The sequence below is a fragment of the Streptomyces sp. ID05-39B genome, from assembly GCF_033794725.1.
GTDB classification, from domain to species: Bacteria; Actinomycetota; Actinomycetes; order Streptomycetales; family Streptomycetaceae; genus Streptomyces; species Streptomyces bobili.
Genome location: NZ_JARGEF010000248.1, coordinates 1 through 12008, shown reverse-complemented (window position 1 = coordinate 12008; position 12008 = coordinate 1). Strand labels below are relative to the sequence as shown.

General features: G+C 67.3%; 18 protein-coding genes and 4 pseudogenes. 11 read left to right on the top strand and 11 right to left on the bottom strand.

Annotation, left to right across the window (positions count from 1 at the left end; all coding sequences use genetic code 11):
- Together P1P75_RS34255 and P1P75_RS34260 are read right to left on the bottom strand one after the other, a co-directional pair.
- Positions 1-477 (bottom strand): ATP-binding cassette domain-containing protein (locus P1P75_RS34255; RefSeq protein WP_319262892.1); only part of this gene is annotated, 477 nt, incomplete at its 3' end.
- A gap of 73 nt (positions 478-550) precedes the next feature.
- Positions 551-886: pseudogene (locus P1P75_RS34260) on the bottom strand (hypothetical protein); the annotation flags it as partial.
- A gap of 105 nt (positions 887-991) precedes the next feature.
- On the opposite strand from P1P75_RS34260, the gene P1P75_RS34265 reads away from it, so the two are divergent.
- Positions 992-1177 carry a hypothetical protein gene (locus tag P1P75_RS34265; protein ID WP_319262877.1) on the top strand — a complete coding sequence of 62 codons (186 nt, stop codon included), beginning with the start codon at positions 992-994 and terminating at the stop codon, positions 1175-1177.
- A gap of 253 nt (positions 1178-1430) precedes the next feature.
- Here the strand turns inward: P1P75_RS34265 and P1P75_RS34270 are convergent, their stop codons facing one another.
- From P1P75_RS34270 to P1P75_RS34285, 4 genes are all read right to left on the bottom strand, one after another.
- A complete protein-coding gene (locus P1P75_RS34270; protein WP_319262879.1) occupies positions 1431-1700 on the bottom strand; it encodes a hypothetical protein in 270 nt (89 codons plus the stop codon).
- Between the two features lie 356 nt (positions 1701-2056).
- The gene (locus P1P75_RS34275; RefSeq protein WP_319262881.1) at positions 2057-2251 is read right to left on the bottom strand and encodes a hypothetical protein; all 195 of its coding nucleotides are present in this window, start codon (positions 2249-2251) and stop codon (positions 2057-2059) included.
- Positions 2252-2360: 109 nt separating this feature from the next.
- Entirely contained in the window at positions 2361-3404 is a 1044-nt protein-coding gene (locus tag P1P75_RS34280; RefSeq protein ID WP_319262883.1) for a hypothetical protein, read from the bottom strand.
- 155 nt (positions 3405-3559) lie between these two features.
- Complete coding sequence (locus P1P75_RS34285) at positions 3560-4114, bottom strand: hypothetical protein (protein WP_319262885.1); 555 nt, start codon at positions 4112-4114, stop codon at positions 3560-3562.
- A gap of 413 nt (positions 4115-4527) precedes the next feature.
- Here P1P75_RS34285 and P1P75_RS34290 point away from each other — a divergent pair.
- The 4 genes and pseudogenes from P1P75_RS34290 to P1P75_RS34305 all read left to right on the top strand — a co-directional run.
- Positions 4528-4741: pseudogene (locus tag P1P75_RS34290) on the top strand (lamin tail domain-containing protein); the annotation flags it as partial.
- 28 nt (positions 4742-4769) lie between these two features.
- On the top strand, positions 4770-5192 hold the full coding sequence (locus tag P1P75_RS34295) for a TnsA-like heteromeric transposase endonuclease subunit (RefSeq protein ID WP_319262886.1): 423 nt from the start codon (positions 4770-4772) through the stop codon (positions 5190-5192).
- A complete protein-coding gene (locus P1P75_RS34300; RefSeq protein WP_319262888.1) occupies positions 5189-5440 on the top strand; it encodes a hypothetical protein in 252 nt (83 codons plus the stop codon). Before P1P75_RS34295 ends, P1P75_RS34300 begins: the two co-directional genes overlap by 4 nt.
- 51 nt (positions 5441-5491) lie before the next feature.
- On the top strand, positions 5492-5743 hold the full coding sequence (locus P1P75_RS34305) for a hypothetical protein (protein ID WP_319262890.1): 252 nt from the start codon (positions 5492-5494) through the stop codon (positions 5741-5743).
- 522 nt (positions 5744-6265) lie between these two features.
- On the opposite strand, the gene P1P75_RS34310 is transcribed toward P1P75_RS34305, so the two are convergent.
- The 4 genes and pseudogenes from P1P75_RS34310 to P1P75_RS34325 form a co-directional block, all read right to left on the bottom strand.
- Positions 6266-6517, bottom strand: a complete 252-nt coding sequence (locus tag P1P75_RS34310) for a hypothetical protein (RefSeq protein ID WP_319262890.1) — start codon at positions 6515-6517, stop codon at positions 6266-6268.
- Between the two features lie 51 nt (positions 6518-6568).
- On the bottom strand, positions 6569-6820 hold the full coding sequence (locus P1P75_RS34315; protein ID WP_319262888.1) for a hypothetical protein: 252 nt from the start codon (positions 6818-6820) through the stop codon (positions 6569-6571).
- Positions 6817-7239 carry a TnsA-like heteromeric transposase endonuclease subunit gene (locus P1P75_RS34320; protein ID WP_319262886.1) on the bottom strand — a complete coding sequence of 141 codons (423 nt, stop codon included), beginning with the start codon at positions 7237-7239 and terminating at the stop codon, positions 6817-6819. Before P1P75_RS34320 ends, P1P75_RS34315 begins: the two co-directional genes overlap by 4 nt.
- Before the next feature lie 28 nt (positions 7240-7267).
- Positions 7268-7481: pseudogene (locus P1P75_RS34325) on the bottom strand (lamin tail domain-containing protein); the annotation flags it as partial.
- 413 nt (positions 7482-7894) lie between these two features.
- Between P1P75_RS34325 and P1P75_RS34330 the strand changes: the two are divergent.
- The 4 genes from P1P75_RS34330 to P1P75_RS34345 all read left to right on the top strand — a co-directional run bounded on the left by P1P75_RS34330 (position 7895) and on the right by P1P75_RS34345 (position 10578).
- Positions 7895-8449, top strand: a complete 555-nt coding sequence (locus P1P75_RS34330; RefSeq protein ID WP_319262885.1) for a hypothetical protein — start codon at positions 7895-7897, stop codon at positions 8447-8449.
- A 155-nt stretch (positions 8450-8604) separates the two neighbouring features.
- On the top strand, positions 8605-9648 hold the full coding sequence (locus tag P1P75_RS34335; protein ID WP_319262883.1) for a hypothetical protein: 1044 nt from the start codon (positions 8605-8607) through the stop codon (positions 9646-9648).
- Positions 9649-9757: 109 nt separating this feature from the next.
- Positions 9758-9952, top strand: a complete 195-nt coding sequence (locus tag P1P75_RS34340) for a hypothetical protein (protein WP_319262881.1) — start codon at positions 9758-9760, stop codon at positions 9950-9952.
- A gap of 356 nt (positions 9953-10308) precedes the next feature.
- Positions 10309-10578: a hypothetical protein gene (locus tag P1P75_RS34345; protein ID WP_319262879.1), complete on the top strand. Its 270-nt coding sequence runs from the start codon at positions 10309-10311 to the stop codon at positions 10576-10578.
- 253 nt (positions 10579-10831) lie between these two features.
- Here P1P75_RS34345 and P1P75_RS34350 read toward each other — a convergent pair whose 3' ends face one another.
- Positions 10832-11017, bottom strand: coding sequence for a hypothetical protein (locus tag P1P75_RS34350; protein WP_319262877.1), 186 nt, complete (start codon positions 11015-11017; stop codon positions 10832-10834).
- A 105-nt stretch (positions 11018-11122) separates the two neighbouring features.
- On the opposite strand from P1P75_RS34350, the pseudogene P1P75_RS34355 reads away from it, so the two are divergent.
- Positions 11123-11458: pseudogene (locus tag P1P75_RS34355) on the top strand (hypothetical protein); the annotation flags it as partial.
- 73 nt (positions 11459-11531) lie between these two features.
- Positions 11532-12008: ATP-binding cassette domain-containing protein (locus tag P1P75_RS34360; protein WP_319262892.1), on the top strand; the 477-nt coding region annotated here is incomplete at its 3' end.

Genomic DNA, 12008 nt, shown 5'->3' with positions numbered 1-12008 from the left:
CATGGCCAGGTCGAGGCGGCGCTTCATGCCGCCGGAGTAGGTGGAGGCGGGCTTCTTCGCGGCCTCGGTCAGGTCGAAGCGCTCCAGCAGATCGGCGGCCACCTTCTGCCCCTCGCTCTTGGGGAGGTGGTGCAGGTCCGCCATGAGGAACATGTTCTCCTCACCGGTGATCAGGCCGTCGACGACGGAGAACTGACCCGTGACACCGATCGCCGCCCGCACACCGTCAGGTGACGTGGCGACGTCGTGATCGGCAACCTGGGCCTGCCCGCCGTCGGCGGTGATCAGCGTGGACAGGATCTTCACGGCGGTGGTCTTGCCGGCCCCGTTCGGGCCGAGCAGCGCGAAGACGGATCCGGCCGGGATGTACAGATCGATGCCGTCGAGGACGCTCTTGTCGCCGTAGGACTTACGCAGCCCGATGGTGGAGACGGCGGCCGGTGACGGGTGACCGCCACCCGTTCTAGTCGTGGGCATGACAGATGAAGGCATGGAGCCCTCCCGTTTCGAAGGGTGGTGAGGGAGTGAGGGGGGATCGCGGCGCAACGGTTCAGGCTCGGGCGCGGCGGACGTCGATGTTGCCCCAATCGGTCCGGGCGCGGACCTTGACAGTGTCCTCGGTCTGCTCCGGGGCCTCGGACGCGGCGAGGGTGTTGCGTACCTGACCGCGGTTGGAGCTGATGTCGAGCCAGGCGGCCGTGCCCTCGCGGATGCCGATCTCGATGGAGCCGTTGGACGTCTCCAACTGGATTTCGCCGCGGGTGACTTCGGCGACGCGAAGGACGCCGTTGGTAGTGGTGCCGGTGACCGACGCCTCGGCGCGCGCGATGTCGACGGAGTTGTTGGCGCCGTTCACCCGCAGCTCGCCGGTCACGGCACCGACGGTCTTCCGCTGGTCGACGGCACGTGGACGCACCGAATCGTCGCCTCGGAGTTCACCCGCCCGCCCGCGCGCACCCTGGCCCCCGGTGACGACCCCACCTTCCCGCTCTTGGGCTCACCCCAGCCGGCCACAAGTAACGACTGGAACCACAGCTGGAAGGCCCTGGGGGCCCCCGAGCGCGACGCCTACGAAGCCCTGCGACACATCTACGCGCTCTTCGGCCTCGACATCACCGCCAACCCGTTCCTCGACACGGACCGCGTAAGCACAGCCAAACTGCTGGAGAAGAAGTAGCAGACCCAGCGAGCACGCCCCGGATCCCGACTGGCGCGCTGCCCTCCCGGCTCCTCCCGCTCCTTGAAGGCCCGCTCTGGGATGTCTACGCGGAGCAACCGATGGTCCAGAGGTCACCGGGGCTGCGAACAAAGGCCCGGTGGGCGCACATGTGGCGCCGGAGCTGTGCCGCGGGAATCTCATGACCGCGCCGGGCGAGATCGTCCCGGAGTTCCCCTGAAGATCGGCGCGGTCCACGGCCAGGCCGTCGCCGTCAACGCCGACTAGCTGTCCCGGCTCGAGGCCGGCTACCGTGCCGCAGCTGCTGCCAGCGTTCGTCGGTGAGGTTCGCCCCGCACCGCGGGCACACCAGGCGCTCCGCCTCCCGCCGTGCGGCGCGGCGCTCCCTGTCCTCCGCGTCGGCGCGGGCCTCCTGGGCGCGGTAGAGGGCGTGGCCGTCGGGGTTGTCGAGTGCGGCCGTCAGCGTCTGCTCCCCCGGGGCGCACCCCGAGGTCGACTGGGCGCAGCTGCGTACGGTCGGCAAGGGCCGGCGCTCTCCCCTCGCCGGGCTCCAGACACAGTCGGCCTGAGCTCCGCGGTCGGACCCTGATGGACGACGCCTCTTCCACTCCGCGATCGCGGGGAAAGGGGGGCGCCGTCCCGGCAGCCCATCAGAAGCTGCGCTGTGCGGGAGGGGCTCCGACCTTGGCGGTGGGACGGCGTACAGGACCACCGCCCCTTGCTGGTCGACGCCTGGCCCCTCTCCCCCCTCCCGAGGGGCCTGGCGCTCTGGCTGTTGGCCCGTGGTGGTGCCCGGCTTCACGAGGGGCCGGGCACCACCACGGAGCCGATCGGCATCCCGCTCACAGCCTGGCGTCTGGGATGGCAAGCCAACCGTGCCTAGATTGCACGAAGCTCGGAGCTGATCCCCATGCCGTCGAGGTCGCTCACGAGCCTCCAGTAAACGTCGCTCTCGTAGAAGCTCGCTGCATCGCCGTTCCCCTCAGCGGGGTCGATCTTGCCCATCTCGGGGACGTCGTAGGCCACCGTGTAACCGGCCTCCGCGTCGTTCCACTGGACCCGGACCAAGCCCACCTCACCCAAGGAAGCGGTTGCTGCCCCTGGACGTGAGGGGCCGCATTTGATGCGACGGGTGGTGCTGCTGGGCAGCTCGCCGGGGCGGCCCTGCCATTCCGCGTACCTCTCAGTCGGTGGAGGCGCTCCAGATCTGGGCTTGGTTGACGACCGGGAGCGGTTCGGCGCGTTTGTCGGTCGTGTTGTGGGGGGCGTTGACGGAGGTGAGCGTTCCGGAGCGTTGGTCGAGCAGCAACAGGTTGGGGCCTGACCAGGCGGTCCCGAAGGTTTGATCGAGGTCGCTCGAGCCGGCCGCGGGAGGTGCGTCCAGTTCTTGTTCCTGGCAGGTGTTTTCGTTCAGGTCGAGGATCGCCAGGTGGTTGGTGCGCAGAGCGCTGACATACCAGTAGCCGCTGGGGTCGAGTGTGCCCACGCCCACGGTGTCGCCGCCCTTGCAGGAAGGAGCAGAGGCATTCTTGCGTTTTTCGATGTTGTAGATGTGGGTGCAGTTGCCTTTGTCGCATGTGTCGTCACGCCAGATCACGTGGTTGCCGGCGGCGGCGACCACGCTGGCGTTGGTGGCGGCGGTTTCGGTGGCAGTGTCCGCTCGGGTGTTGAGGAGCACGATGTCGGTCACCGCTCGTACGCCGGTGCCTCCTCCTGTGTCGCCGGTGGTCCGTAGGGCGAGCAGGCCCTGGGAGGTGTCGGCGACCGGCCGCAGACCGCAGGCCGCTTTCAGGGTGGTGCGGGAAGGGCGGCCGGAAGTCTCGTACAGGGTTGCGGTGTAGCGAGTCGAGACCGATTGGGGCAGGTCCAGTCCGTTGCAGGCGGTATCGGCCGGCTCTTCGGTGACGGCCCAGAGCTGCTTGCCGTCGGCGGCGGGGAACCAGGCGCCGGCCTGGCCGAGGAGTACCGCCTTGCCGGGCTTGCGCGGTTCGATGGCTACGACCCCGCCGTCGCGGATGCCTATGACCTGGCCGGAGGCGAGCTGGCGCGGGGTGGCCAGGCGGTAGGTGTCGGCGTTCTCTGCTCCGGCCGGCCGGGGGCCCACGACTCGGGGGGTTGCATTCAGGTCGTCCAGGACGGCTACCTCGCCCCCCAGATTGACCACGATGTCGTGCGGTGCGGACTGGCTGTCGTCGCCGTCCTTGCCTGGTCCGCATGCGGTGGCCATAGCCGTGAGAATGCCAAGGGCCAGCAGGGCACCACATCGCCGTCGGCGCGTCGTGATGTGAGTCGTCTTGTGGACCATCGGGCTTTCCCCCAGGTTCGTCAGAAGTTGTGCTGATGCCGGGAGCGGGTGGTCAGCCCCGCTCCCGGCGAGGTGGCCTACGGCTTGGGCGTGCACGCACTCCTGGCCGTGCACTCCGAGAAGAAGGGGTAGGCGGTGATCCCGCTCAGCGTTCCCATGTTGCCCAGGAACCGCGCACCGCAGCCGGGAGTGTCTTGCCACTTCTCCACGGTGAACTTGCGGCGCTCGACCTTCGGCGTGGTGTAGCCGTAGCTTCTGCCCGGAACGTTGATGGTGTTCGACACCGTCTTGCCGCTGGTGGTCGAGTTGGTGATATCGAAGCTCGTCTTGGCCTCCACCTGCCAGATCCCCCAGCTCACGCTCCCGCCTGCCTCGGCACCCCAACTCGTCTGCTTCGACCTCGTGGTCGTCAGGTCGTAGCGCAGGATCGATGCCGTGGAACTCGAGTTGTACTTGCCGGCGGTGCTACCGACCGCCTCGTACGAGGCACCTGAAGACACCACCTTGTACCAGACGTCCGGCGGACAGGACTGCGTACCGGTCTCGTCTGCCGCCGCGGACGGCGCCATCATCAGTCCCGCCCCCATCATGACCGCTCCGGCCGCCGCTAATCTACGCACGCCGAGATGCATGTCGAATCCCCCATGTGATGTTGTGAGTTACCTGAACTGGTCAATGATCAGGCACTCAGAGCCCACCATGCACAAGACAAACACAGCAAGGCCTTATCCACATTGTTGAGCATCTTCTGAGCTTTGAACATCGCCATCCGGAACTCAGATGCGGCTGATACACCGGCTTGTTTTCGCCACAAGCCGACAATCAACAGCGCACTGCACCCGCAGATGGACACCCGCCGAAAGGACGTGGTCACAGTGGAGTTGATCAGGATTACAGGCCGGCAATTTGAGGCCAGCAATTGATTGACCAATCAACGACGGAACGGAATAGATGTCACTTCATTGGCTTGATCTTGCGGCAGTCCAGTCATACGCATGCGTCATGCGCTGGCCGCCGTCGCCGCGGCCGTCCCGGTCGCCTCCGGCCGGCCCACGCCGCCGAGTTCTCGTCCCCACTCCCGCTCGAAGGCGTCCAGTAGGCGCCCCGGCAGCGACTCCGACCGCTGCTCCGGCGGGAACACCGAGGACGAGTGCCTGACGATCAGGAACTACTCGAGGACCGCGAAGGTCAACCTCAAGGGCTACGTCGTCAAAGACGCCACCGGCAACAAGTTCACCTGCCCTGCCAACCACACCCTCAGCCTTTTCGGACTATCGCGACGTCACGATGCTGTTTCATGCGCTGCATTGTGGCGTGCGGCGGGCGCAGCGGGCGCGGGTGGTCCTGGAGGCGGCGTGCGCACGCGTGGGCTGGTCATACCGGCGCCTTGAGCCGCCCCCAGCGGTGGTGGCGGCAAATCTGCGGTGGCTGGCCGGCTACCGCCACCCCCGGTACCAGGGCACGCCCAGGCTTCGAGCCGCGCTGGCCGAAGCGTTCGCCGAGCCCCGCCCGCTGGCCGACGGCGCAGCCGCGGTGGGCGATTCCTTGCAGGTACTGCCGGCCGCCTATCACGCGCTGTGGTGCGGACATCTGAGGACGCCTCTTGATGAACCGCTGCACGAGCGGACGCTGATCTGCGCTGACGCAGAACGTGGTGAGGGTGTCGAAAAGCGGCTGAGCGACGTCGGCGGCGATCAGGAGAACCGGTGAGCGCAGTGGGCGGCACACACGGCAAGAGCCGACGGCCGGCGGTGGAGGTCGGCGCGCACGTCATCTACCGGGGACAGACCTGGCAGGTCGCCGCCCTGCAAGGGACGCGGGTCTACCTGCTGCAGGAGGACGGCGCCGAAACGAGCCTGCTACTGGGGCGGTTGTTCGCCGATCCGGGCTTCGAAGTGGTGGGCGCGCGGGCACCGGACGCAGTACCGCAATGGGGGCTGTTCGGGCTCTGTCGCTGATCTTGTGATCTGGATACGAGCAGCACGCGTATCGCGCGCTACGGTTCCCTCATGCCGCTTGCTCCCGACGACGAGATCCACAGCCGTGAAGACCTGGTTGCGTTCATCCGCGACCTGCACCAGGACTACCTCCATCGAGGGCAGGACTGGGAGAACTCCACCCTCGATCGCTTTCTTGAGGCCCTGGCGTCATGGACCGATGACTCAGGTGGCTGGTACAGGAACTTCGGCAAGGAACTTCCGGCTAATGGTGACTGGACCTTCATCGCACGAGCCCTCAGCGCGGCCACCGTCTACGAGTAGCCGAGCAAGCGGTCATCACCGACCCCGCTGAGTAGCCCGGCCCCGCGTTCCGGACCCACTCAGCGATTTGCCGGTGGTGGCTGCCATCGTGTGCCTGGTGTACTTCGCGGAGCTTCGAGGCGCTTCTGCCTCATCTGTCCGGCGTTGTGGTGGAGTTGGTCGAGCGATCGACCCGCGAGATCACGATGCACGCCCGAGTCCGGGCGGCTGATGCTGCGTGCTCGCGCTGTCATCGCAGGTCCGGTCGTGTGCATGGCCGGTACCGGCCATGCACACGACCGGACCTGCGATGACAGCGCGAGCACGCAGCATCAGCCGCCCGGACTCGGGCGTGCATCGTGATCTCGCGGGTCGATCGCTCGACCAACTCCACCACAACGCCGGACAGATGAGGCAGAAGCGCCTCGAAGCTCCGCGAAGTACACCAGGCACACGATGGCAGCCACCACCGGCAAATCGCTGAGTGGGTCCGGAACGCGGGGCCGGGCTACTCAGCGGGGTCGGTGATGACCGCTTGCTCGGCTACTCGTAGACGGTGGCCGCGCTGAGGGCTCGTGCGATGAAGGTCCAGTCACCATTAGCCGGAAGTTCCTTGCCGAAGTTCCTGTACCAGCCACCTGAGTCATCGGTCCATGACGCCAGGGCCTCAAGAAAGCGATCGAGGGTGGAGTTCTCCCAGTCCTGCCCTCGATGGAGGTAGTCCTGGTGCAGGTCGCGGATGAACGCAACCAGGTCTTCACGGCTGTGGATCTCGTCGTCGGGAGCAAGCGGCATGAGGGAACCGTAGCGCGCGATACGCGTGCTGCTCGTATCCAGATCACAAGATCAGCGACAGAGCCCGAACAGCCCCCATTGCGGTACTGCGTCCGGTGCCCGCGCGCCCACCACTTCGAAGCCCGGATCGGCGAACAACCGCCCCAGTAGCAGGCTCGTTTCGGCGCCGTCCTCCTGCAGCAGGTAGACCCGCGTCCCTTGCAGGGCGGCGACCTGCCAGGTCTGTCCCCGGTAGATGACGTGCGCGCCGACCTCCACCGCCGGCCGTCGGCTCTTGCCGTGTGTGCCGCCCACTGCGCTCACCGGTTCTCCTGATCGCCGCCGACGTCGCTCAGCCGCTTTTCGACACCCTCACCACGTTCTGCGTCAGCGCAGATCAGCGTCCGCTCGTGCAGCGGTTCATCAAGAGGCGTCCTCAGATGTCCGCACCACAGCGCGTGATAGGCGGCCGGCAGTACCTGCAAGGAATCGCCCACCGCGGCTGCGCCGTCGGCCAGCGGGCGGGGCTCGGCGAACGCTTCGGCCAGCGCGGCTCGAAGCCTGGGCGTGCCCTGGTACCGGGGGTGGCGGTAGCCGGCCAGCCACCGCAGATTTGCCGCCACCACCGCTGGGGGCGGCTCAAGGCGCCGGTATGACCAGCCCACGCGTGCGCACGCCGCCTCCAGGACCACCCGCGCCCGCTGCGCCCGCCGCACGCCACAATGCAGCGCATGAAACAGCATCGTGACGTCGCGATAGTCCGAAAAGGCTGAGGGTGTGGTTGGCAGGGCAGGTGAACTTGTTGCCGGTGGCGTCTTTGACGACGTAGCCCTTGAGGTTGACCTTCGCGGTCCTCGAGTAGTTCCTGATCGTCAGGCACTCGTCCTCGGTGTTCCCGCCGGAGCAGCGGTCGGAGTCGCTGCCGGGGCGCCTACTGGACGCCTTCGAGCGGGAGTGGGGACGAGAACTCGGCGGCGTGGGCCGGCCGGAGGCGACCGGGACGGCCGCGGCGACGGCGGCCAGCGCATGACGCATGCGTATGACTGGACTGCCGCAAGATCAAGCCAATGAAGTGACATCTATTCCGTTCCGTCGTTGATTGGTCAATCAATTGCTGGCCTCAAATTGCCGGCCTGTAATCCTGATCAACTCCACTGTGACCACGTCCTTTCGGCGGGTGTCCATCTGCGGGTGCAGTGCGCTGTTGATTGTCGGCTTGTGGCGAAAACAAGCCGGTGTATCAGCCGCATCTGAGTTCCGGATGGCGATGTTCAAAGCTCAGAAGATGCTCAACAATGTGGATAAGGCCTTGCTGTGTTTGTCTTGTGCATGGTGGGCTCTGAGTGCCTGATCATTGACCAGTTCAGGTAACTCACAACATCACATGGGGGATTCGACATGCATCTCGGCGTGCGTAGATTAGCGGCGGCCGGAGCGGTCATGATGGGGGCGGGACTGATGATGGCGCCGTCCGCGGCGGCAGACGAGACCGGTACGCAGTCCTGTCCGCCGGACGTCTGGTACAAGGTGGTGTCTTCAGGTGCCTCGTACGAGGCGGTCGGTAGCACCGCCGGCAAGTACAACTCGAGTTCCACGGCATCGATCCTGCGCTACGACCTGACGACCACGAGGTCGAAGCAGACGAGTTGGGGTGCCGAGGCAGGCGGGAGCGTGAGCTGGGGGATCTGGCAGGTGGAGGCCAAGACGAGCTTCGATATCACCAACTCGACCACCAGCGGCAAGACGGTGTCGAACACCATCAACGTTCCGGGCAGAAGCTACGGCTACACCACGCCGAAGGTCGAGCGCCGCAAGTTCACCGTGGAGAAGTGGCAAGACACTCCCGGCTGCGGTGCGCGGTTCCTGGGCAACATGGGAACGCTGAGCGGGATCACCGCCTACCCCTTCTTCTCGGAGTGCACGGCCAGGAGTGCGTGCACGCCCAAGCCGTAGGCCACCTCGCCGGGAGCGGGGCTGACCACCCGCTCCCGGCATCAGCACAACTTCTGACGAACCTGGGGGAAAGCCCGATGGTCCACAAGACGACTCACATCACGACGCGCCGACGGCGATGTGGTGCCCTGCTGGCCCTTGGCATTCTCACGGCTATGGCCACCGCATGCGGACCAGGCAAGGACGGCGACGACAGCCAGTCCGCACCGCACGACATCGTGGTCAATCTGGGGGGCGAGGTAGCCGTCCTGGACGACCTGAATGCAACCCCCCGAGTCGTGGGCCCCCGGCCGGCCGGAGCAGAGAACGCCGACACCTACCGCCTGGCCACCCCGCGCCAGCTCGCCTCCGGCCAGGTCATAGGCATCCGCGACGGCGGGGTCGTAGCCATCGAACCGCGCAAGCCCGGCAAGGCGGTACTCCTCGGCCAGGCCGGCGCCTGGTTCCCCGCCGCCGACGGCAAGCAGCTCTGGGCCGTCACCGAAGAGCCGGCCGATACCGCCTGCAACGGACTGGACCTGCCCCAATCGGTCTCGACTCGCTACACCGCAACCCTGTACGAGACTTCCGGCCGCCCTTCCCGCACCACCCTGAAAGCGGCCTGCGGTCTGCGGCCGGTCGCCGACACCTCCCAGGGCCTGCTCGCCCTACGGACCACCGGCGACACAGGAGGAGGCACCGGCGTACGAGCGGTGACCGACATCGTGCTCCTCAACACCCGAGCGGACACTGCCACCGAAACCGCCGCCACCAACGCCAGCGTGGTCGCCGCCGCCGGCAACCACGTGATCTGGCGTGACGACACATGCGACAAAGGCAACTGCACCCACATCTACAACATCGAAAAACGCAAGAATGCCTCTGCTCCTTCCTGCAAGGGCGGCGACACCGTGGGCGTGGGCACACTCGACCCCAGCGGCTACTGGTATGTCAGCGCTCTGCGCACCAACCACCTGGCGATCCTCGACCTGAACGAAAACACCTGCCAGGAACAAGAACTGGACGCACCTCCCGCGGCCGGCTCGAGCGACCTCGATCAAACCTTCGGGACCGCCTGGTCAGGCCCCAACCTGTTGCTGCTCGACCAACGCTCCGGAACGCTCACCTCCGTCAACGCCCCCCACAACACGACCGACAAACGCGCCGAACCGCTCCCGGTCGTCAACCAAGCCCAGATCTGGAGCGCCTCCACCGACTGAGAGGTACGCGGAATGGCAGGGCCGCCCCGGCGAGCTGCCCAGCAGCACCACCCGTCGCATCAAATGCGGCCCCTCACGTCCAGGGGCAGCAACCGCTTCCTTGGGTGAGGTGGGCTTGGTCCGGGTCCAGTGGAACGACGCGGAGGCCGGTTACACGGTGGCCTACGACGTCCCCGAGATGGGCAAGATCGACCCCGCTGAGGGGAACGGCGATGCAGCGAGCTTCTACGAGAGCGACGTTTACTGGAGGCTCGTGAGCGACCTCGACGGCATGGGGATCAGCTCCGAGCTTCGTGCAATCTAGGCACGGTTGGCTTGCCATCCCAGACGCCAGGCTGTGAGCGGGATGCCGATCGGCTCCGTGGTGGTGCCCGGCCCCTCGTGAAGCCGGGCACCACCACGGGCCAACAGCCAGAGCGCCAGGCCCCTCGGGAGGGGGGAGAGGGGCCAGGCGTCGACCAGCAAGGGGCGGTGGTCCTGTACGCCGTCCCACCGCCAAGGTCGGAGCCCCTCCCGCACAGCGCAGCTTCTGATGGGCTGCCGGGACGGCGCCCCCCTTTCCCCGCGATCGCGGAGTGGAAGAGGCGTCGTCCATCAGGGTCCGACCGCGGAGCTCAGGCCGACTGTGTCTGGAGCCCGGCGAGGGGAGAGCGCCGGCCCTTGCCGACCGTACGCAGCTGCGCCCAGTCGACCTCGGGGTGCGCCCCGGGGGAGCAGACGCTGACGGCCGCACTCGACAACCCCGACGGCCACGCCCTCTACCGCGCCCAGGAGGCCCGCGCCGACGCGGAGGACAGGGAGCGCCGCGCCGCACGGCGGGAGGCGGAGCGCCTGGTGTGCCCGCGGTGCGGGGCGAACCTCACCGACGAACGCTGGCAGCAGCTGCGGCACGGTAGCCGGCCTCGAGCCGGGACAGCTAGTCGGCGTTGACGGCGACGGCCTGGCCGTGGACCGCGCCGATCTTCAGGGGAACTCCGGGACGATCTCGCCCGGCGCGGTCATGAGATTCCCGCGGCACAGCTCCGGCGCCACATGTGCGCCCACCGGGCCTTTGTTCGCAGCCCCGGTGACCTCTGGACCATCGGTTGCTCCGCGTAGACATCCCAGAGCGGGCCTTCAAGGAGCGGGAGGAGCCGGGAGGGCAGCGCGCCAGTCGGGATCCGGGGCGTGCTCGCTGGGTCTGCTACTTCTTCTCCAGCAGTTTGGCTGTGCTTACGCGGTCCGTGTCGAGGAACGGGTTGGCGGTGATGTCGAGGCCGAAGAGCGCGTAGATGTGTCGCAGGGCTTCGTAGGCGTCGCGCTCGGGGGCCCCCAGGGCCTTCCAGCTGTGGTTCCAGTCGTTACTTGTGGCCGGCTGGGGTGAGCCCAAGAGCGGGAAGGTGGGGTCGTCACCGGGGGCCAGGGTGCGCGCGGGCGGGCGGGTGAACTCCGAGGCGACGATTCGGTGCGTCCACGTGCCGTCGACCAGCGGAAGACCGTCGGTGCCGTGACCGGCGAGCTGCGGGTGAACGGCGCCAACAACTCCGTCGACATCGCGCGCGCCGAGGCGTCGGTCACCGGCACCACTACCAACGGCGTCCTTCGCGTCGCCGAAGTCACCCGCGGCGAAATCCAGTTGGAGACGTCCAACGGCTCCATCGAGATCGGCATCCGCGAGGGCACGGCCGCCTGGCTCGACATCAGCTCCAACCGCGGTCAGGTACGCAACACCCTCGCCGCGTCCGAGGCCCCGGAGCAGACCGAGGACACTGTCAAGGTCCGCGCCCGGACCGATTGGGGCAACATCGACGTCCGCCGCGCCCGAGCCTGAACCGTTGCGCCGCGATCCCCCCTCACTCCCTCACCACCCTTCGAAACGGGAGGGCTCCATGCCTTCATCTGTCATGCCCACGACTAGAACGGGTGGCGGTCACCCGTCACCGGCCGCCGTCTCCACCATCGGGCTGCGTAAGTCCTACGGCGACAAGAGCGTCCTCGACGGCATCGATCTGTACATCCCGGCCGGATCCGTCTTCGCGCTGCTCGGCCCGAACGGGGCCGGCAAGACCACCGCCGTGAAGATCCTGTCCACGCTGATCACCGCCGACGGCGGGCAGGCCCAGGTTGCCGATCACGACGTCGCCACGTCACCTGACGGTGTGCGGGCGGCGATCGGTGTCACGGGTCAGTTCTCCGTCGTCGACGGCCTGATCACCGGTGAGGAGAACATGTTCCTCATGGCGGACCTGCACCACCTCCCCAAGAGCGAGGGGCAGAAGGTGGCCGCCGATCTGCTGGAGCGCTTCGACCTGACCGAGGCCGCGAAGAAGCCCGCCTCCACCTACTCCGGCGGCATGAAGCGCCGCCTCGACCTGGCCATG

Coding starts and splice junctions, on each gene's coding strand:
- P1P75_RS34330 (WP_319262885.1), top strand. CDS start 7,895: ATGCATCTCGGCGTGCGTAGATTAGCGGCGGCCGGAGCGGTCATGATG.
- P1P75_RS34295 (WP_319262886.1), top strand. CDS start 4,770: ATGCTGTTTCATGCGCTGCATTGTGGCGTGCGGCGGGCGCAGCGGGCG.
- P1P75_RS34335 (WP_319262883.1), top strand. CDS start 8,605: ATGGCCACCGCATGCGGACCAGGCAAGGACGGCGACGACAGCCAGTCC.
- P1P75_RS34305 (WP_319262890.1), top strand. CDS start 5,492: ATGCCGCTTGCTCCCGACGACGAGATCCACAGCCGTGAAGACCTGGTT.
- P1P75_RS34280 (WP_319262883.1), bottom strand. CDS start 3,404: ATGGCCACCGCATGCGGACCAGGCAAGGACGGCGACGACAGCCAGTCC.
- P1P75_RS34285 (WP_319262885.1), bottom strand. CDS start 4,114: ATGCATCTCGGCGTGCGTAGATTAGCGGCGGCCGGAGCGGTCATGATG.
- P1P75_RS34310 (WP_319262890.1), bottom strand. CDS start 6,517: ATGCCGCTTGCTCCCGACGACGAGATCCACAGCCGTGAAGACCTGGTT.
- P1P75_RS34320 (WP_319262886.1), bottom strand. CDS start 7,239: ATGCTGTTTCATGCGCTGCATTGTGGCGTGCGGCGGGCGCAGCGGGCG.